The organism is Fictibacillus arsenicus, from assembly GCF_001642935.1.
GTDB classification, from domain to species: Bacteria; Bacillota; Bacilli; order Bacillales; family Fictibacillaceae; genus Fictibacillus; species Fictibacillus arsenicus_B.
Map to the genome: position 1 here is coordinate 1,666,428 of NZ_CP016761.1, position 17,098 is coordinate 1,683,525.

The following is a 17,098-nucleotide window of genomic DNA, read 5'->3' on the forward strand; positions in this document are numbered from 1 at the left end:
CAACTCGTTAGACATGCATAAAATGTACTATACGAGGAGGTTGAAACATGGAAGATTGTTTTTTCTGTAGTCAGGAAAAGAAGAGACAGAAGAAAATTTATGCAAATAAAGTAATTATCAAGGCTGGCAAGGTTATCATCCACGATGATGAAGATCATGAAGAATCTTCAAGCTCAAGCTGTTGTTGTTGTTGTTGTTCCAGCTCCAGCTCCAGCTCAGGCCATTGTAAGTTTGAATCCAGCAGCCATAAAAAGCATGAATCTTCTTCGTCCAAACATGAATCAAGTCATAAGAAAGATGATTCTAGTCATAAGAATCAAACGTCAGGTCATAAGAAGCATGAATCTTCTTCCAGCTCCAGCAATTTTTACGACCCTTGGGAGTAAGCAATTAACATGTTTTTAAAGAGTGCCCAAAATAAGGGTGCTCTTTCTTTAATTAAATGCTTTAAGATAGGAGGAAAAGGGAAAAGAATAAAGAAATACATAAAAAAAGGAGATGAAAGCAGATGGGTTATATTTTACCGTATGTCCCAATCCAAAATATCCAATATGCGGTTCGGATGGAAAAGCCACAACGAGGTCTTCCGGTCGTCTCTGCTGTTCCTCCAATTCAAAACGAAACGGTGCCTACACCATCCAGCCAGAAGAATCATGATCCTTCAGGAGTAAAAAAGAGATTTCATCAAGTCTTGAGTGAAATAGAAGGAAAAGGATTGATTATTAACGAAACCATTTAATAGGTTTCTTTTTTTTTGGTCTTAATCCGAAAAAGAGTTACCGAGACAGAAAAAACTATTAACTAACATCTGAGGTGATCCCGTTGGAATTTATTGAAATTAAAGAGGGTTGCTTTTATATTAAAAGTGCTGTCAATATAGGTTACATCGTTAGCGAGGATAGAAGTGCAGGTATGCTGATCGACGCAGGTCTTGAGTCATCTGCTGCAAAAAAAGCAATTAAACTGCTGCAGGACAAAAAGCTTCCAATTACGCATTTGTTTATTACTCACGCACATGCTGACCATTTTGGAGGCGCGCAATATATACAAAAAAACCATAAAGTTCATACAATAGCTCCTTCACTTGAAGAAGCCATTATGAGATATCCTATTCTAGAACCGATGTACTTGTTTCATGGCAATACACCATTAAAAGAGATGCGGAACAAATTTTTAGAAGCTCCCTCCATACAAATTGATGAAATTTGTGAGTCAGGAATTTGGAGCGATGGTTCGTTTGAAGTTGAATTCATTCATTTGCCTGGTCATAGTCATAATCAATTCGGGATTTTATACAATGAGATACTTTTTGCAGCTGATGCGTTTCTCGGCATGGAAGTTATAGAAAAACATAAGATTCCTTTTATCGTTGACTCCGCTTCAAATTTCTCAACACTAGATTATCTCCTTCGTGTAAAAGTTGACGGAATGCTCCCGGGACATGGTGCTTTTTCAGATAAGTACAAGGATACGATAAGAGGGAATATTGAAGTCCACCAAAGACTATTGAGCCAAATGAATAATTTCTTGATCGCGTGTGGCGATCGCGGTCTTTCGTTGGAAGACCTCATTGCAAAAATGCTTGTTAAACATGAGATTGAACCTGCAAATTTCGGAATGTATTCTTTATTCAGAACAGCTATAACAGCATACTTAATTCAGCTAATTGAAGAAGGGAAAGCGGTTTATACCATAAAAGAAGGGCGACCTGTTATTTTTTCGGGTCAGTCATCGGCATGATTAACAGTTTCCCTTCTGAAAATTCTGCATAAAGAACCTCTTCAACAGATTTATAACCATGCTCATGAATCTGATTTAATAGTTTCTTTTTTGATATTCCAGCGGTTGAAAGATTATCCGTATTTATTTCTCCATCTAGAATTAGAGTAACAGGAAGTTCAGGCTGTTGTCCTGTTTGCATATTCAAGTCTTGTCTATTTGGTGATCCGTATTGATATTTCGGCAATATGCTAAGTGTGCCGTTTGTTTCTAAGATGGCATATTCGACTTCGCGAAGACTGAAGTATCCTTTTTGCCGGACTAAGTTTTGCAGCTGATTTATATCAAGCTTGCTCTTCTTAAGCTGATCTCGATCTAACAATCCTTTGCGGATAACAATAGTAGGCGCACCTTCTAGCACTTTACGAGTACCTTTGAATTTTTGTGAGATGATCTCTATCAAATATACGAGAGAACCCCATATTAAAATAGCGTACAAAATGACAAAAATAGAAGTCTCGTCATCATACATTGCATTACCCACTAATTCGCCTAAAAAGATGGACGAAATAAAATCAAATGGAGTAATCTGTGAAATTTGAGTTTTTCCTAAAATTTTTGTAAGGATAAAAAGAGCCAGAAAGCCCACAATCAGTTCTGTAGTTAGTTGTCCCACATGTATGTCCATCAACCGTATCTCCTCATAATAAACGTATTACTGTTCAGTTTTGACGAGATAGGATGTTTATAAACTAAAAAAGTATTGATTCCGTCACTCGGACGAATTCAATACTTTTTTCATGGCTACATGAGGTATGTTGGCATCTAAAAATGGTTCTGAGGATGTGGTTTGATACCCCAGTTTTTTATAAAAGTCTTCTGCCTGAATTTGTGCATATAATATAAGGCTCGGAATAGATAGATCTTTAGCTGTCTGTTCCATAGCTATCATCAATTCTTCACCTAATCCTTTTTTTCGATGTGATGAAAGGATGCAAACCCGTTCAACTTTACCTTCACCATTAACTTCGCGGAGTCTGGATGCTCCAACAGGCTTGCTGTTTTCATCGTACAAAACAAAATGAGTAGCGGAATCTTCGTACTCATCGATCTCTTCGCTTTCGTCAATTTGTTGTTCCTGTACGAATACATCTCTTCTAACTTCTAATGCATCTCTATATCCTTGTTCATCAGATGTATACTTTTTAATCAAACTTATTAGACACCCTTTCCAAGACGAAATGTTTCATATACTGTCCAGTATCCATTCTCCAGCTGGTAGAGAAGCTGGAAACGATCGATCTGTTCTTCGTGTTCAATGTCAATCATACGAAGGCGCTCCAAAACATCTGAATGCTCTTCGTCTGATAGTTTTTGTCCCAATGTTAAATGGGGAACGAAATTATAAGGCTGCTGGTGATCAAGGGGACCTGAATACAGCTGATCGTGCAGTGACTTTAATTCTTCAGCTTCGTTTACTTTTAAGTAGATTACATTATTAACAGGATGGAACGAACCAACTTTGTTAATCTTAATTGAAAATGGATTAATGTTCTGAGCTACAGATGAGATATAGGAAATCTGATCCTGAAGCTCTTCTTCAGTCGCCTCAAATGGTTCCTTTAACGTGATGTGAGGTGCGATAAGGGCATAGTGTGGATCGTACCTTTTTCGGTATGAATTTACTTTGTCTTGTAGATTTTTTGATGGAAAAATAGCAATACCATATTTCATAATTCTTCCTCCCTCATCTTTTGAAATAGTATACCAAATATTCTTTTTATTTCCCACAGTTAGCGATTATTGTAAAGAAAAGTTAATGCGGGGACTAAATCTTTTTGCCAGTTTACCCAAAGATGATTACCCTGAAACTCTGAGTATTCATAATCCAGAGCAAAATTGTTTAGCAGCTTGTTCATTCTGCGGTTTGGTGCAAGGAAATCTTTTGTTATTCCTTCAGGATTAGTGAAGCTATGTTCTTCATCGCCAATGGAATGATAGATCGTTAATGTTTGCATTTGTTCGATAGATTCAACGGTTTGCAGCAGTTCCTCTGGAATATAAGGCGATTGCACAATCACTTTTCCAAAGGTATTCGGATATAAAAGACTAAGTTTCATAGCCACATACCCGCCAAGTGAATCTCCGATTAATCCCATGCCTGCGCCTAGCTGTAATGTGTTGAATTTCTCATTTAAATAGGCTGTCAATTCATATGCCATAAACCGTATATAATTCTCGTGTTTTTCACCTGATGGATCATATTTTGCTTTTCTGTCTTCAATTCCTTTATGGTTCACCCCAATAATTATACAATCTTCTATTTGGTGTTCTTCCATCAAGCGGTCAGCCGTTTTTGCCAGCTTTCCTAATTGAAAATAATCCCTGCCATCCTGTGCTATTAATATTGGATATTTTACTAGCGGGGTGTACCGTGATGGAAGATAGATTAGTAAATCTATTGTTTCATCTAAATATTTGCTCTGAATTTTATCGTCTGTAATGGAACCTTTAAGAATGGCCATAAACGGACCTCCTTTGCTGACATCATATTAAGTAAAAGCGTTTTCATTCGGCTCGTATAATTGTAACATATAATGCTATAATGAAAGAATCAATACGAATGACGATTAATAGTGAACATGAAGATGAGGTGAAGTCTGTTGAAAAATAGAGTGCACAGTAGGGAAGTCGAAGCGGCAGCTAGAAGGCTGCTGAATGAAAGAGGCGTCACCATACCTGAGATCGCAGAAATCGTTTATGAAATGCAAATTCCATTTTCACCAGGACTGACTAAAGAAGAATGTATCGAGAGCGTTGATGCAGTCTTAATGAAAAGAGAAATTCAACACGCTATTTTAGTAGGTGTAGAACTCGATATATTGGCTGAGCAAAAAAAACTATCAGAACCTTTGCAGAGTATCGTTGAACAGGATGAAGGATTGTTCGGGGTGGATGAAACGATTGCCCTCGGTGCTGTATTTGGATACGGAAGCATCGCTGTTACGACTTTTGGCCACTTAGATAAATTTAAGATGGGCATCATACAAAAGCTTGATACAAAGATAGCAAACGGAAAAGTTCATACTTTCTTAGATGACCTGGTTGCAAGTATTGCTGCCAACGCCTCAAGCCGGCTTGCACACAGACTTCGCGATAAGCAGGAGCGACTGACAGCTGAAGAAATCGCACAGCATGAAAATGAAGAAAAAATAGGTTAATAGAGGAGCCTCCGCGCTGGCGGAGGTTTTTTTATGTTTTGAGAGCAGAGTGTTTGTCGAAAAATCTATAAATAAACTTGAAGGACCATAAAATAATTTGAAGGCTCATAAAATCTGTTGAAGGACCATAAACTTTTTTGAAGGATCATAAAAATAAATGAAGGCTCATAAATGGTGTGCAGGCTGATAAAGTCAATTTTTTATTGACAGACCAGCTGCCCTGTCGTATATTTTTAATTGTTCCGAAAAAATAAAGATCCGATAGCTCAGCTGGGAGAGCGCCACCTTGACAGGGTGGAGGTCGGGGGTTCGAACCCCTCTCGGGTCACCATAACAAAGTATATTAAACTCTTTCTACAAAAGGGTTTTTTTCTTTTTATTTTCAAGAAAGTAGTGAACTCTCTTTATTTCACGATTGAAACTGTTATAGTCTTTCTTTATTAGGTACCTTGACAGGGGTTACAACCACTTTCGTGTCACCATAAACATATATTTGATTTTATGACTGTAATTCTTGTATCAAGGGTTACAGGCTTTTTGTTTATTAGGTAATCATTTTATTAATGTATTTCTTTTTTCAAGTTCGTAACGAGCAGGAGATATCTAACATAAAATATTATGTATTAAAAAATTTATAGTTTTAAGTTTCTCGATTGGACGGAAGGGCTGACGAAAAGGAATTAGTTCTTTAAAAATTTTTATATGAAAGTAATCATTTTTAGGAGGAAGTGGAGCGATGGCAGAAAAATTACTTATTTTTATGCATATCCCTAAATCAGGGGGGACTACACTTAATTCCATATTCAGAAATTGTTATAAAAATAATGAAATTTTTGATCATGTTGAACAGGCAGAAATGAGGGAACGATTTAATCGTTCAAGCATTCGGAATCAAAAGGCAATTAAGGCGGTGTCGGGTCACCACTATTATGGCGTTCATGAAATTTTTTCAAAACCTTTTTCTTACTTTACTATGATGCGTGAACCCGTAAATCGTGTAGTTTCTTTATATTATTTTCTTAAAGACTATCCCGGTTATTATCAAAATAATATGAGAAACATGTCTTTAGAAGAATATATCGAATGGGACCCACAGACAAAAAACGGACAGTCTATCCAAATCTGTGGTTCACAAGGAAATCTAACTCTGGAAAAAGCAAAAGAAAATTTAAAAACTTTCGATGTTGTCGGTTTAACAGAGATGTTTAATGAATCTCTCTATCTTTTTAAAAGAAAATATGGTTGGAAAAATATAAATTACACAAAGAAAAACATTACTAAGACCCGTCCATCAATTCAGGAAGTTCCTGCACATATTGTTAAAAAGATAGAACAGCAAAACCAATTAGATTTAGAAGTATACAGGCTTGTGAAATTAAACATTATGAATCAACTTAATTTACTTTCGCCTGCTGAATGGGAAGAAATCAAAAAAATAAATGCATGAAAGAAAAACCTTCTATATTTCTACTCGTTTTTTTAAAAAAAGGAGTAGAAATATAGTTTGCTAACCTATCCAGTCTTTCATTCTGAACATATAATATATCAATTCCTTAAGGAAGGAGATGTATGATATGGCTCAAATTGTAAGTTACAATGCTAGCGTACCTACAAATTTTAATGATAGTATATCTAGAACGGTTCCAACCACTCAAATTATACTAGCTGAATTTGGACTTACTATTCCTACAATCGATACAGATGTAGTTTTATCTGGTAGTGTTGGTTTAAGATCGGCTTTAGGTGCACCTGATGTTTTATTCAGAGTTCTTCGAGATAGTAGTGTTATTGCATCAACCATTTCTTCGCCATTAGCTATTTTGGAATTCCGTAATATTCCGTTAAGTTTTGTTGATCGAAATGTAACAACAGTATTCCACGTATATAGACTGACTGCTCAATTATCTACCTCATCTATCACGACAAATGCCACGGTGGTAGGACCTGTAAGTTTAATTGGAAATGCGATTCAAGACTAATAAAAGAGACTTCCAACCCCATTTTAATTATTTTGAAATGGGGTTTTAATTGAAGAACCTTCGTATAAAATGCACAAAAATTAGAAAGAAGCATACTGTATAGAAGGTGGCCAAGCTTAGTTAGCAATTGATCTAACTTTTTATCATTTAACGGGGTAAAAGCAGTCTGTTTTATAGGAATTGTCTCTAAGAGAAATTCTAATAAATTTGATATTAGAGTTTCAAGAATTGACTCTAATAAATTCTAATATTTAAAATTCTAATAGTATTTGAAAGAAGAGATTTAGATGTCAAAGGTATCTATTATCATTCCATTTTATAATTGTCCTTTTATTGACCAAGCAATTAAAAGTGCATTAGACCAAACCTATCATAATGTTGAAATAATTGTCGTGAATGATGGTTCAACAAAATTCATTGAAAAAATAAATCCTTTCCAAAACCAAATTCGTTATTTTGAAAAACAAAATGGCGGAACTGCAAGTGCTCTAAATTTAGGGATTAAGAAAGCCACAGGAGATTATTTTGCGTGGCTAAGTTCAGATGATATTTTTGATAAAAACAAAGTATCTACACAATTAGGCTTTATGAAAGAAAATAATGCTTATATTAGTTATACAAATTATTCGTTAATCAACACTCATAACCAATTAACCGTTAAAATGGCAGGAAAGTCTTTCAAGGATAAAATAGATTTATTGACAAATTTAAGATCTGAAAACCATATTAATGGCTGTACTGTTATGATGAAGAGGCAGGTGTTCTCGAGTATTGGATTTTTTAATGAAAAATTAAAGTGTACACAAGATTACGATTTTTGGTTACGTGCAGTACAAAATTATGAATTGTATTATTTGCATGAACCGCTGGTGAAATATAGAGTTCACGACCAAATGGGTACACGCAGGTTTACTGATTTATTACTTAAAGAAGTTCGATTTTTACAACAAAAATACAACCATAAACTAATCCAATTAATTAATCAGGAAAGAAAAGGGCAGATATAAAATATTTTGATAATCGGAAGAATTAAATAAAAATTTCTACTTTTAAGTTTCCTCTCCACACCAAATTTATATTTTCCCATGAAATCATTAAAGCTTAAATTTTGTTGCACAAAATTTAAGGTATTGTGGGTAAATTAACATGGGTTCCCCGAAAATACTCTGCACGTTAGTTTATTCAGAGGATTAACCTATCCGACGTACCAGTCTCTCCCTTATTTAATAAACGCAATAAAAATTACTAAAACACTTGGTTACTTGAATGAAAAAAATTGAACTCATAAACGGTATCCTTTTATCGATACCAACAAGAGGATGTTAAACAAAGTTAAAAGATTTGGAGAGATTTTCGTGAAAGATAAGAAGATTAAATTTACCTTCCCTATTTTATCCCTAAATAAGGGTGGAGCACAACGAATGCTTGTGGATATTACTAATTACCTTGTGGATAGAGGTCATGATGTAACGATTATTATGTTGAAAAACAGTATCAATGAATATAATGTACGAGCTAGAATCATCCATGGAAAAAGTGCAGAAAGACTATCAGCAAGCGATTATCCAAAGAGTGATATTATTGTTTCTAATTTCTTTACAACAGTTGAATCAGCTCATCAAGCCAGTCTAAATGGAAAAGGACTTCATATCCGTTTTAGTTTATGTTATGAACCTATATTCTTGCCTGATCAAAACCTTTCTTTTCATTCCTACTACAAGGCACCTTATCTTGTTATATTATCTAAATATCAACAAAAGTTAATCTCATTATTAACCGGATTAACCGGGCAAATTATTCCTATATATGTAAATCCGAATTTCAAGAATTTAAAAGTACGCCATCACAACCCTACCCTCCAAATCTCTGCGATTGTCAGAATGCCTGAAGGTGGATGGACATGGCATAGAGACCAGGATTATTTACTTCAACAATTAAACCTCGTTAAGAACCGATATCCTAACCTTCAATTTAATCTTATATGTCCACCTAATGAGTTCGCCAAATCTCAAATACTCCAAAATATAAAAAATGCAAAATCCTTTCGTTTTTTTACTCCAGCAAATGATCAGGAATTGTGTCAGCTTTATAGTCAATCTGATATATTTGTCACTTCATCTATTTATGAGGCTGCTCCCCTGCCAGGTTTAGAAGCAATGAGATGCGGGGCTGCCCTTGCAACTGTTTATGCTGGGGGAAACACTGAATACTGTAACCATGAAAGTAATTGTTTAATGTCTTATCGACATCAAAACAGGTTGGCTTCAGATATTATGCGGCTTATTGACAATCCAGCTTTAAGAATTAAATTAGCTTCACAAGGAGAACTGGACTCACAGCAATGGACATTACAACGAACTGCTTCTGCATTTGAACAAATTTGTAAGGCAGCTATTTGTGATATAAGCATATAAAGGATTAAATTATTTTATTAAAATTACCGCTGTGGACTTAGACCATATTCCAATTTGTAAGAATAGATTAATTTTTTATTATTAGCAGAAAAGTAATTTTGTAATTTGCTGAAAAAAACTTTATTTAAGATTATATATGCATGCTTTATTATAAGGTCGATGCATTTAGGAGGGTTTAATCCTTTTTAGGAGATAGAATGAATATATTATTTGTCTTTTATATACCTAGTGGCGGAGTTGAAACTTTGAACCGTCAAAGATGTGCTGCACTGAAAAAATTCAATATAAACTGTCATTGCCTTTATTATGAAGCGCGAAGAGAACTAGTTAATCATTTTGATGGTCCTTGTTTTATAGGTAAAGATCCAAAAATGATAAAAAATATTTTAGATCAAGGACAATATAGCGCCATTGTAATAGTGTCCGATTATAAGATACTTCCTTTATTCAGAAGGTTAGGATATAAAGGAAAACTGATCATTGAAATTCAAGGATTAGGCGCCAAAGATAAGGCGAGAGAATTCATTTTGGCTGGTCGATCAGAAATAAAACAACATGCTGATGCATTACTAAATCCAAAAACACCGCATATTGTTCAATTGCTTGATAACATATTTCCTGAAATACCGAAATTCAGCTTTAATAATTGTTTTGATACAAATCAGTTTGGTTATCAAGATGTTGCGAAATCTTCTCATCCCATTGTGGCTTGGATCGGACGTATTGAAGATAATAAAAACTGGAAAGAGTTTCTTTATATTGGCCAACGACTTATACAACAATTTAATCCAAATATACAACTATATATGTTTGAAGACCCGACACTTGCAGTTTATAAAGAAAGAATTGAATTTGAAAGATTAATTGTTAAGCTCGGACTAACTAAGAACTTATCAATATTACAGAATATACCGAATACTAAAATGGCTGAAATTTTTTCAAGAATAGGGGACTCAGGCGGGTTTCTGTGTTCCACTTCTAAAGTAGAAGGGGCTCCATATTCTATACTAGAAGCTTTAAGCTGTAAATGCCCTGTTCTAACTACCGATTCTGACGGAGTCAAAAGTTCTGTTATCCATAACCAAACCGGAAAATATTATGTATTAGGAAACATAGATCACGCAGTAACAGAAGCGAAAGAATTACTTAACAATCTTCAATTAAGAGAATATATCCGAGCAAACGGGTTAATTCATGTAAAATCAAAATTTAATCCTGAAACTTACAGTCAGAATTTCATTGGCATGCTTCGATCGTTAGGTATAGGCGTATGAGATATATTAATTTCGTTATGATTGTCATAGAAAAGTATATGAAAACCAAAACACCTTATAAATTAGGGTGTTTTTATATGGAATTGGACGAACTTTTTAAGTCGTCCTACATAAAATAAAGAGAAATATGATTAAAGATTTTGAAAGGAGAAGTCTTTTTTGTTTAAACGCCCTCGAATTTTCCCTAAAAAGGGAATGGGACCAATGGGACCAATGGGACCAACATTGGGAGCAATGGCACAAGCACCTCAGATGGGGAAGGGACCTACTTTGGGTGCAATGGCACAAATGCCTCAAATGGGTGGTTGCGGATATCCTCCAGTTTCACCATCGCAATATTACCCTCCGCAAGTTTTGCCTGCACAATATAGTCCTACTAACCAACAGATGCAATATAATCAGCAAGATGTATATGTACCAATGATTCATCCTACTCAAACAACACAGGTTAATCAGACAAACTATAAATATGTTCATTATTTCCCGCAGAACACGAATGTTGTTAACCAAGCAACTCAGCAGAACCTTTGCGGAACTACTTCACCGATAATGGCTAACCCTTGTCCGCCTCCATGTGTTCCATGTCCTCCGCGTCCGCCATGCGGCTGGAGAAAGAAGTAATTTAGAAGCTGCCGGCACCGTCGGCGGCTTTCTTTTTTTTGATTCTGTTGACGTAAAATAGGGAAAGAATAGTAGTGAAAAAATACGAGCGGAGGGTTAGCTATGAATTCTACTAAAAGTATTGTACTTATTACTGGAGCGGCTCAAGGCATTGGAAAACAAATCGCGGTCGATTTTGCAAAAGCGGGATGGATTCCTTCTCTGATAGATTTCGACCAGCAAGAGCTGGAGAAAACTTTAACCGAAGTCCGTCATATCGAACCGAAAAGTAATTCCATTACTTGCGATGTAAAAAAACCTGAAGAGATTATAAAAGCTGTGTCTGAAACAAATGATAAATTAGGCGGTCTCAATTGTGTCATAAATAACGCAGGAATTTCAATATGGAAATCTCCATATGAATTATCTGTAGATGAATGGGATGAAATCATACAGACCAATTTAAGGAGCGTTTTTCTATTTTCTAGAGAAGCAGCAAGATATATGGCAATAGCAGGCGGCGGTTCGATTATTAACATGGCATCAACGCGTGCATTCATGTCAGAACCGCATTCTGAAGCTTATGCTGCAACAAAAGGAGGCATAGTTGCGCTGACACATGCCCTTGCATCTTCTTTTGCAGAAGACCGTATTACGGTGAATTCAATTAGTCCCGGCTGGATCCATACGGGAAATTATTCTGAGCTAAGAAAAATCGATCATGAACAGCATCTTTCAAAAAGAGTAGGGAAACCATCTGATATTTCACGAGCCTGCTTGTTTCTTGCAGACCCTGAGAATAATTTTATCACCGGTGAAAACATGACGATCGATGGCGGGATGACGCGGAAAATGATTTACGAACACTAATTGTTTCCTATAGGGAAAAAGATTGCTCTAGACCCACCCGGAAACCATTCTTTATGATTAAAAAGGTATTACATATGAAGGAGAAGAGAGAATGCAAGCTGATCAGCAAAAAAGAGTGGAACGCGGTGTTTACTACAGTTTAGGAGCATATATATTTCTATCAATCGTTAAGCTTGTCTCAGGATTCGTTTACAATTCTGATGCACTTATTGCTGATGGATTGAATAACGCCACTGATATTATCGCATCTATCGCGGTTTTAATCGGTTTAAAAATTTCAAGAAAACCGGCAGACGAAGATCATCCCTATGGTCATCTTCGTGCAGAAACCATTGCCTCGATGGTAGCGTCATTCATAATGGTTGTAATTGGAATAGAAGTATTGATTTCTTCCATTAAAAAGATGTTTAAAGGTGTTGAAACAGAGCCCTCTTTAACAGCTGCTATTATCGCCTTATTTGGTGCAGCTGTTATGCTTGGAGTTTACTTTTACAATATGAAAGTTGCCAGAGAAACGGATAGCCAAGGATTAAAGGCAGCAGCACTAGATAACCGTTCTGACGCATTTGTAAGTATTGGAGCTGCAGTAGGTATTTTAGGCGCGCAGATCGGAATGGCTTGGCTTGATCCTGCCGCAGCTGTTTTAGTAGGCTTAATTATTATTAAAACTGGTTGGGAAATTTTCACCGAAACTTCCCATAACCTTTCAGACGGATTTGATTACGAAGAAGGCAAAGAGATGGAGCATAAGATTTTAGATGTCGATGGTGTTGAAAACGTAGGTGATTTAAAGGCAAGAAAGCATGGTAACCGTGCAATCATTGATGTAACGATTAAAGTCGATCCTTCTCTGAATGTAGTGGAAAGCCATGAGATTACAGAGAAAATAGAGGATACGATTAAAGAAGCTTATAATGTTGAAAGTATACAAGTTCATGTTGAACCCGAAGATGGAAAGAATAAATAAACCGTTTTATTCTGGTTCAATAAACTCAATTCGGTTGCCAAAAGGATCACGAATAGAAAAGCGGTTAAAACCCGGAATTGGTAACTCTTTTTGAATCGTGATTTCTTGAGCTGTTAAGTGATCTTTTAATTCACTCAGCCCCATCACTAAAAAGGCTGGATGATGTTTTCCTTTGAACACTTGATCCTCTACACCAATATGTAGTTCTTGGCTGCCGATCTGGAACCACATACCTCCGTTTTTCTTAAGAGCTTCCGGTTTAGGAATTTCTTTTAGTCCAAGGACATCTTTATAGAATATTTTTGCTTCTGATTCTTTGTCTGCAGGAATACATAGCTGCACATGATGGATACCCGAAATTTTCATTGAAACTACCCCCATTGAATGATTAATTGAAGAATAAGCATAACGGTTACAGTCCTCATCAGGATTGTAACTTGTTTTGTTTTTAGCTTAGGTGCGAGTTTAACGGCAACCTGTGCACCGCAAATACTACCGATTGTAAGAGGTATTGCAATATCCCACATATAATGACCCGCCAAAAAGTAAGTAACAACTGCACCCGTACAGCTTAAGAAAGTATTGAACCTGGTAAATGAAACGGTGCGGATGTAAGAAAAGCCATTTCTTAAGAAAAGCTGCATCTGCATGGTGCCCTGTCCAGGACCGAACATGCCGTCATACGCTCCGATTCCAAAGAGGAACGGATATTTTCGTGCAGGAAGCTGTTTTGCTTCGTTTTCGGGGCTGATATCTTTTTTTGTTTTAATAAAAGTTAAGAATAATGCTCCGCTTAATAATAGTAAAGCGATAATCGTTAAGTTTTCTCTCGAGATCGCTGATGCGATTAAGCCTCCGCTGATTCCGCCAATTAAACTTACTGCACCTGATAAAAAGTAAGGTTTAAGTTTCGCGTCATTTTTTCTTAATAGCACAAAAAAGCTTGAAAACGAGCTGAACATATTGGCAAACTTATTAGCAGCAATAGCAGAATGAACAGGTATTCCTAATAAAAGCATAATAGGAAAGTTGATCATACCGCCGCTGCCAGACAGTGTACCGATAAAAGTGGCAAAAAAGCCGACTACTATGAGGATATACATGGCGACACATCCTTTCATTTCTGTTTACATATATATCCTATGTTACGGTATACTTAAAATAAATTACATAAATTGGACGAAGGTATATAAGTAAAACTTATTGATTGAAAGAAGGCACACTATGCAATTATCCGAGTTTCGAATTTTACACGTACTGGCAGAAGAACTGAATATGAGAAAAGCATCAGAAAGACTGTATGTATCTCAGCCGGCCTTAAGCCAGCGGCTGCAATCCATCGAAAACAATTGGGGCACCATTATATTTATCAGATCGCAAAAAGGCTTGACGCTTACTCCAGCGGGTGAAAAAATAATTTCATATGTGAATGAAGTGCTGCAAAAAGAGGAAGCGGTTAAAGAAGAACTGCAATCTCTCTCAGAGCACGTTCATGGAACACTAAAATTAGCAGTAGCTTCAATCATCGGCCAGTATTGGCTGCCGCATGTTTTAAAGGAATATGTGAACCTTTATCCTCACGTTAATATTTCTCTTATTACCGGCTGGAGTTCTGAGATCATCAAGCATTTATATGAAGACCGCATCCACTTAGGGATTGTCCGCGGAAATCCCGAGTGGCGCGGCAGTAAAGAGCACATTTTATCTGATCATCTCTACTTGGTTGATACTGCGATTTCTTCCGTTGAAGAGTTGTCAGAGACATCCAAGCCTTTTATCCAATTTAAAAGCCATTCCACTTATTATCAAGAGATTCAGGATTGGTGGCACAGTCACTTTAAGACAACTCCGCAGAAGACGATCGTAGTGGACCAGATTGAAACTTGCAAACAGATGGCATTGAACGGAATCGGCTATGCTATTTTGCCATCGATCAGCCTGCGGCCAGAGGATGAGGTATTCAAAATACCCCTCACAGATAAAAGGGGAAATGTTCTTAAAAGAGATACATGGCTGATTCACCATGGTATGGGTTCTGAACTGAAACAGGTAAACGTGTTTATGGAATTGATTCAAAAATTAACAAGAGAATAACGTTTGAATGTTTCGATATTTAGTGGTTTAATACAATACAGAATGACTTTTAAGGAGGACATAACAATTATGAAAATGATGGATGCAAACGAGATTATTTCATTTATTCAAAACAGCACAAAATCTACACCTGTAAAAGTTTATGTAAAAGGAAATCTTGACAATATAGATTTCGGAAATGAAACGAAAGTATTCCCTTCTGGCAATACAGCAGTATTATTTGGAGAGTGGAAGGAAATCGAAGCTGCGATTCGCGCAAACGAAAGCAGTATCGAAGACTATGTAGTAGAAAATGACCGCCGCAATTCTGCGATTCCTTTATTGGATATGAAGAACATTAAGGCGCGTATCGAACCAGGTGCGATAATCCGTGATCAAGTTGAGATCGGAGACAACGCAGTTATCATGATGGGTGCTTCTATTAACATCGGTTCAGTAATCGGCGAAGGCACAATGATCGATATGAACGTTGTCCTAGGCGGACGTGCAACTGTAGGGAAGAACTGCCACATTGGTGCAGGAACTGTCCTTGCGGGAGTAATTGAGCCACCATCAGCAAAGCCGGTCGTTGTTGAAGACGACGTTGTAATCGGAGCAAACGCAGTTGTACTTGAAGGCGTTACAGTTGGTAAAGGTGCAGTTGTTGCCGCAGGTGCTATTGTTATCGAAGATGTAGAACCTTACACAGTTGTTGGTGGAACACCAGCTCGCGTTCTTAAGAAGATTGATGAAAAAACAAAATCAAAAACAGAAATCAGACAAGAACTACGTCAATTAAACGACTAATAAATTTAGGGGATGAGAGAAGATGAAACCATTAATTGAGATCAGAAAAGACCTGCACCGTATACCGGAGCTTGGCTTTCAGGAATTTAAGACTCAAAGGTATCTGCTTGAACTCATCTCCACTTTTCATCAGGGCAATCTTGAAGTGCACACGTGGGAAACAGGTATCTTTGTAAAAGTAAAAGGTAAAAATCCCGAAAAAACGATTGCTTATCGTACAGACATGGATGGACTTCCGATTACTGAAGAAACAGGCTATGAATTTACGTCAATGCACGATGGACTGATGCATGCTTGCGGACACGATCTTCATATGACGATCGCCCTTGGTCTTTTATCCCGCTTTGCAGAAAATCCGCTTGATGATAATTTGTTATTTATTTTTCAGCCAGCAGAAGAAGGGCCGGGCGGAGCGTTGCCGATGCGTGAGAGTGAGCTTTTTCAAAAGCTTAAGCCGGATCAGATAACTGCGCTTCATATCGCCCCGGAGTATCCAGTTGGAACCATTGCAGTAAAAGAAGGATTGCTGTTTGCGAACACGTCAGAACTTTTTATAGATTTAGTGGGAAAAGGCGGTCATGCTGCCTACCCGCATTTTAGTAATGACATGGTAGTCGCAGCAAGCCATCTTGTTACACAGATGCAGTCGATCGTTTCTCGTAATATCGATCCGCTGGATTCAGCAGTTGTTACCATCGGCAAGATCACCGGTGGAACTAAACAAAATATCATTGCCGAGAAAGCAAGACTCGAAGGTACAATTCGAACTTTATCTCCTGAAGCGATGGTTAAGGTGAAAAAGCGGATTGAAGCACTCGTTGAAGGAATTTCTCACGGTTTTGACTGTGAAACGATGATCGATTATGGTTCAAACTATCGTCAAGTAGATAATGAACCGGATCTGACTAGAGAATTCATGGAATTTGCAAAACAGCAAGAAACTGTAAATGTTATTGAATGCAAAGAGGCTATGACAGGAGAAGATTATGGATATTTTTTAGAAAAAATTCCTGGTTTCATGTTCTGGCTTGGGGTTGATACTCCATTTGGTCTGCATCATTCAAAATTAAAGCCGCAAGAAGAAGCAATTCAGCATGCGGTAGATCTTTTAATCCAATATTTCACCTTTAAAGGAAATAGAAATTAGAAAAACGGCCACTGCGGCCGTTTTTTT

21 protein-coding genes and 1 tRNA gene are annotated in these 17,098 nt (G+C 36.8%); 16 read left to right on the top strand and 6 right to left on the bottom strand.

Going from position 1 to position 17,098, the window contains the following annotated elements; genetic code table 11:
• Positions 1 to 144 precede the first annotated feature (144 nt).
• The 3 genes from ABE41_RS08735 (at position 145) to ABE41_RS08745 (ending at position 1,740) form a co-directional block, all read left to right on the top strand.
• The gene (locus tag ABE41_RS08735; RefSeq protein WP_066288904.1) at positions 145 to 405 is read left to right on the top strand and encodes a hypothetical protein; all 261 of its coding nucleotides are present in this window, start codon (positions 145 to 147) and stop codon (positions 403 to 405) included.
• A 103-nt stretch (positions 406 to 508) separates the two neighbouring features.
• Positions 509 to 739 carry a hypothetical protein gene (locus ABE41_RS08740; protein ID WP_066288908.1) on the top strand — a complete coding sequence of 77 codons (231 nt, stop codon included), beginning with the start codon at positions 509 to 511 and terminating at the stop codon, positions 737 to 739.
• 83 nt (positions 740 to 822) lie between these two features.
• Positions 823 to 1,740, top strand: a complete 918-nt coding sequence (locus ABE41_RS08745; RefSeq protein WP_066288910.1) for an MBL fold metallo-hydrolase — start codon at positions 823 to 825, stop codon at positions 1,738 to 1,740.
• Here ABE41_RS08745 and ABE41_RS08750 read toward each other — a convergent pair.
• The 4 genes from ABE41_RS08750 to ABE41_RS08765 all read right to left on the bottom strand — a co-directional run bounded on the left by ABE41_RS08750 (position 1,712) and on the right by ABE41_RS08765 (position 4,244).
• A complete protein-coding gene (locus ABE41_RS08750; RefSeq protein ID WP_066288913.1) occupies positions 1,712 to 2,407 on the bottom strand; it encodes a DUF421 domain-containing protein in 696 nt (231 codons plus the stop codon). The two genes, ABE41_RS08745 and ABE41_RS08750, sit on opposite strands and share 29 nt — an antisense overlap.
• An 84-nt stretch (positions 2,408 to 2,491) precedes the next feature.
• Positions 2,492 to 2,932, bottom strand: coding sequence for a GNAT family N-acetyltransferase (locus ABE41_RS08755; RefSeq protein ID WP_066288916.1), 441 nt, complete (start codon positions 2,930 to 2,932; stop codon positions 2,492 to 2,494).
• Positions 2,933 to 2,937: 5 nt separating this feature from the next.
• Positions 2,938 to 3,453 (bottom strand): YjcG family protein, encoded by a 516-nt coding sequence (locus ABE41_RS08760; protein WP_066288922.1) that lies wholly within the window; start codon positions 3,451 to 3,453, stop codon positions 2,938 to 2,940.
• A 59-nt stretch (positions 3,454 to 3,512) separates the two neighbouring features.
• On the bottom strand, positions 3,513 to 4,244 hold the full coding sequence (locus ABE41_RS08765) for an alpha/beta hydrolase (protein WP_066288924.1): 732 nt from the start codon (positions 4,242 to 4,244) through the stop codon (positions 3,513 to 3,515).
• 138 nt (positions 4,245 to 4,382) lie between these two features.
• On the opposite strand from ABE41_RS08765, the gene ABE41_RS08770 reads away from it, so the two are divergent.
• From ABE41_RS08770 to ABE41_RS08815, 10 genes are all read left to right on the top strand, one after another.
• A complete protein-coding gene (locus ABE41_RS08770; protein WP_066288926.1) occupies positions 4,383 to 4,940 on the top strand; it encodes a phosphatidylglycerophosphatase A family protein in 558 nt (185 codons plus the stop codon).
• A 255-nt stretch (positions 4,941 to 5,195) separates the two neighbouring features.
• A tRNA-Val gene (locus ABE41_RS08775) sits at positions 5,196 to 5,271 on the top strand.
• 405 nt (positions 5,272 to 5,676) lie between these two features.
• The gene (locus tag ABE41_RS08780) at positions 5,677 to 6,387 is read left to right on the top strand and encodes a sulfotransferase family 2 domain-containing protein (RefSeq protein WP_066288927.1); all 711 of its coding nucleotides are present in this window, start codon (positions 5,677 to 5,679) and stop codon (positions 6,385 to 6,387) included.
• A gap of 127 nt (positions 6,388 to 6,514) precedes the next feature.
• The gene (locus ABE41_RS08785; protein WP_066288929.1) at positions 6,515 to 6,919 is read left to right on the top strand and encodes a hypothetical protein; all 405 of its coding nucleotides are present in this window, start codon (positions 6,515 to 6,517) and stop codon (positions 6,917 to 6,919) included.
• A 287-nt stretch (positions 6,920 to 7,206) separates the two neighbouring features.
• On the top strand, positions 7,207 to 7,926 hold the full coding sequence (locus tag ABE41_RS08790; protein ID WP_066288931.1) for a glycosyltransferase: 720 nt from the start codon (positions 7,207 to 7,209) through the stop codon (positions 7,924 to 7,926).
• 348 nt (positions 7,927 to 8,274) lie between these two features.
• Complete coding sequence (locus tag ABE41_RS08795) at positions 8,275 to 9,333, top strand: glycosyltransferase family 4 protein (RefSeq protein WP_172827345.1); 1,059 nt, start codon at positions 8,275 to 8,277, stop codon at positions 9,331 to 9,333.
• 197 nt (positions 9,334 to 9,530) lie between these two features.
• Positions 9,531 to 10,607: a glycosyltransferase family 4 protein gene (locus tag ABE41_RS08800; RefSeq protein WP_066288936.1), complete on the top strand. Its 1,077-nt coding sequence runs from the start codon at positions 9,531 to 9,533 to the stop codon at positions 10,605 to 10,607.
• Positions 10,608 to 10,766: 159 nt separating this feature from the next.
• The gene (locus ABE41_RS08805; RefSeq protein ID WP_066288940.1) at positions 10,767 to 11,228 is read left to right on the top strand and encodes a CotD family spore coat protein; all 462 of its coding nucleotides are present in this window, start codon (positions 10,767 to 10,769) and stop codon (positions 11,226 to 11,228) included.
• Positions 11,229 to 11,330: 102 nt separating this feature from the next.
• Positions 11,331 to 12,077, top strand: a complete 747-nt coding sequence (locus ABE41_RS08810; RefSeq protein WP_066288942.1) for an SDR family NAD(P)-dependent oxidoreductase — start codon at positions 11,331 to 11,333, stop codon at positions 12,075 to 12,077.
• Between the two features lie 91 nt (positions 12,078 to 12,168).
• Positions 12,169 to 13,044, top strand: a complete 876-nt coding sequence (locus ABE41_RS08815; protein ID WP_066288945.1) for a cation diffusion facilitator family transporter — start codon at positions 12,169 to 12,171, stop codon at positions 13,042 to 13,044.
• A 6-nt stretch (positions 13,045 to 13,050) separates the two neighbouring features.
• Here the strand turns inward: ABE41_RS08815 and ABE41_RS08820 are convergent, their stop codons facing one another.
• Complete coding sequence (locus ABE41_RS08820; RefSeq protein WP_066288948.1) at positions 13,051 to 13,410, bottom strand: VOC family protein; 360 nt, start codon at positions 13,408 to 13,410, stop codon at positions 13,051 to 13,053.
• 5 nt (positions 13,411 to 13,415) lie between these two features.
• The gene (locus ABE41_RS08825) at positions 13,416 to 14,147 is read right to left on the bottom strand and encodes a sulfite exporter TauE/SafE family protein (RefSeq protein ID WP_066288952.1); all 732 of its coding nucleotides are present in this window, start codon (positions 14,145 to 14,147) and stop codon (positions 13,416 to 13,418) included.
• Positions 14,148 to 14,268: 121 nt separating this feature from the next.
• Between ABE41_RS08825 and ABE41_RS08830 the strand changes: the two genes are divergently transcribed.
• From ABE41_RS08830 to ABE41_RS08840, 3 genes are all read left to right on the top strand, one after another.
• Entirely contained in the window at positions 14,269 to 15,138 is an 870-nt protein-coding gene (locus tag ABE41_RS08830; protein ID WP_066288955.1) for a transcriptional regulator CcpC, read from the top strand.
• A gap of 69 nt (positions 15,139 to 15,207) precedes the next feature.
• A complete protein-coding gene (gene dapD, locus ABE41_RS08835) occupies positions 15,208 to 15,924 on the top strand; it encodes a 2,3,4,5-tetrahydropyridine-2,6-dicarboxylate N-acetyltransferase (protein ID WP_066288959.1) in 717 nt (238 codons plus the stop codon).
• Between the two features lie 22 nt (positions 15,925 to 15,946).
• Positions 15,947 to 17,071, top strand: a complete 1,125-nt coding sequence (locus ABE41_RS08840) for an N-acetyldiaminopimelate deacetylase (protein WP_066288961.1) — start codon at positions 15,947 to 15,949, stop codon at positions 17,069 to 17,071.
• Positions 17,072 to 17,098 lie beyond the last annotated feature (27 nt).

Excerpts from the sequence above, each read along its gene's own strand:
- ABE41_RS08735 (WP_066288904.1), top strand. The coding sequence starts at position 145 with ATGATGAAGATCATGAAGAATCTTCAAGCTCAAGCTGTTGTTGTTGTT.
- ABE41_RS08740 (WP_066288908.1), top strand. The coding sequence starts at position 509 with ATGGGTTATATTTTACCGTATGTCCCAATCCAAAATATCCAATATGCG.
- ABE41_RS08750 (WP_066288913.1), bottom strand. The coding sequence starts at position 2,407 with ATGGACATACATGTGGGACAACTAACTACAGAACTGATTGTGGGCTTT.
- ABE41_RS08760 (WP_066288922.1), bottom strand. The coding sequence starts at position 3,453 with ATGAAATATGGTATTGCTATTTTTCCATCAAAAAATCTACAAGACAAA.
- ABE41_RS08765 (WP_066288924.1), bottom strand. The coding sequence starts at position 4,244 with ATGGCCATTCTTAAAGGTTCCATTACAGACGATAAAATTCAGAGCAAA.
- ABE41_RS08780 (WP_066288927.1), top strand. The coding sequence starts at position 5,677 with ATGGCAGAAAAATTACTTATTTTTATGCATATCCCTAAATCAGGGGGG.
- ABE41_RS08785 (WP_066288929.1), top strand. The coding sequence starts at position 6,515 with ATGGCTCAAATTGTAAGTTACAATGCTAGCGTACCTACAAATTTTAAT.
- ABE41_RS08790 (WP_066288931.1), top strand. The coding sequence starts at position 7,207 with ATGTCAAAGGTATCTATTATCATTCCATTTTATAATTGTCCTTTTATT.
- ABE41_RS08800 (WP_066288936.1), top strand. The coding sequence starts at position 9,531 with ATGAATATATTATTTGTCTTTTATATACCTAGTGGCGGAGTTGAAACT.
- ABE41_RS08810 (WP_066288942.1), top strand. The coding sequence starts at position 11,331 with ATGAATTCTACTAAAAGTATTGTACTTATTACTGGAGCGGCTCAAGGC.
- ABE41_RS08815 (WP_066288945.1), top strand. The coding sequence starts at position 12,169 with ATGCAAGCTGATCAGCAAAAAAGAGTGGAACGCGGTGTTTACTACAGT.
- ABE41_RS08820 (WP_066288948.1), bottom strand. The coding sequence starts at position 13,410 with ATGAAAATTTCGGGTATCCATCATGTGCAGCTATGTATTCCTGCAGAC.
- ABE41_RS08825 (WP_066288952.1), bottom strand. The coding sequence starts at position 14,147 with ATGTATATCCTCATAGTAGTCGGCTTTTTTGCCACTTTTATCGGTACA.
- ABE41_RS08830 (WP_066288955.1), top strand. The coding sequence starts at position 14,269 with ATGCAATTATCCGAGTTTCGAATTTTACACGTACTGGCAGAAGAACTG.
- dapD (WP_066288959.1), top strand. The coding sequence starts at position 15,208 with ATGAAAATGATGGATGCAAACGAGATTATTTCATTTATTCAAAACAGC.
- ABE41_RS08840 (WP_066288961.1), top strand. The coding sequence starts at position 15,947 with ATGAAACCATTAATTGAGATCAGAAAAGACCTGCACCGTATACCGGAG.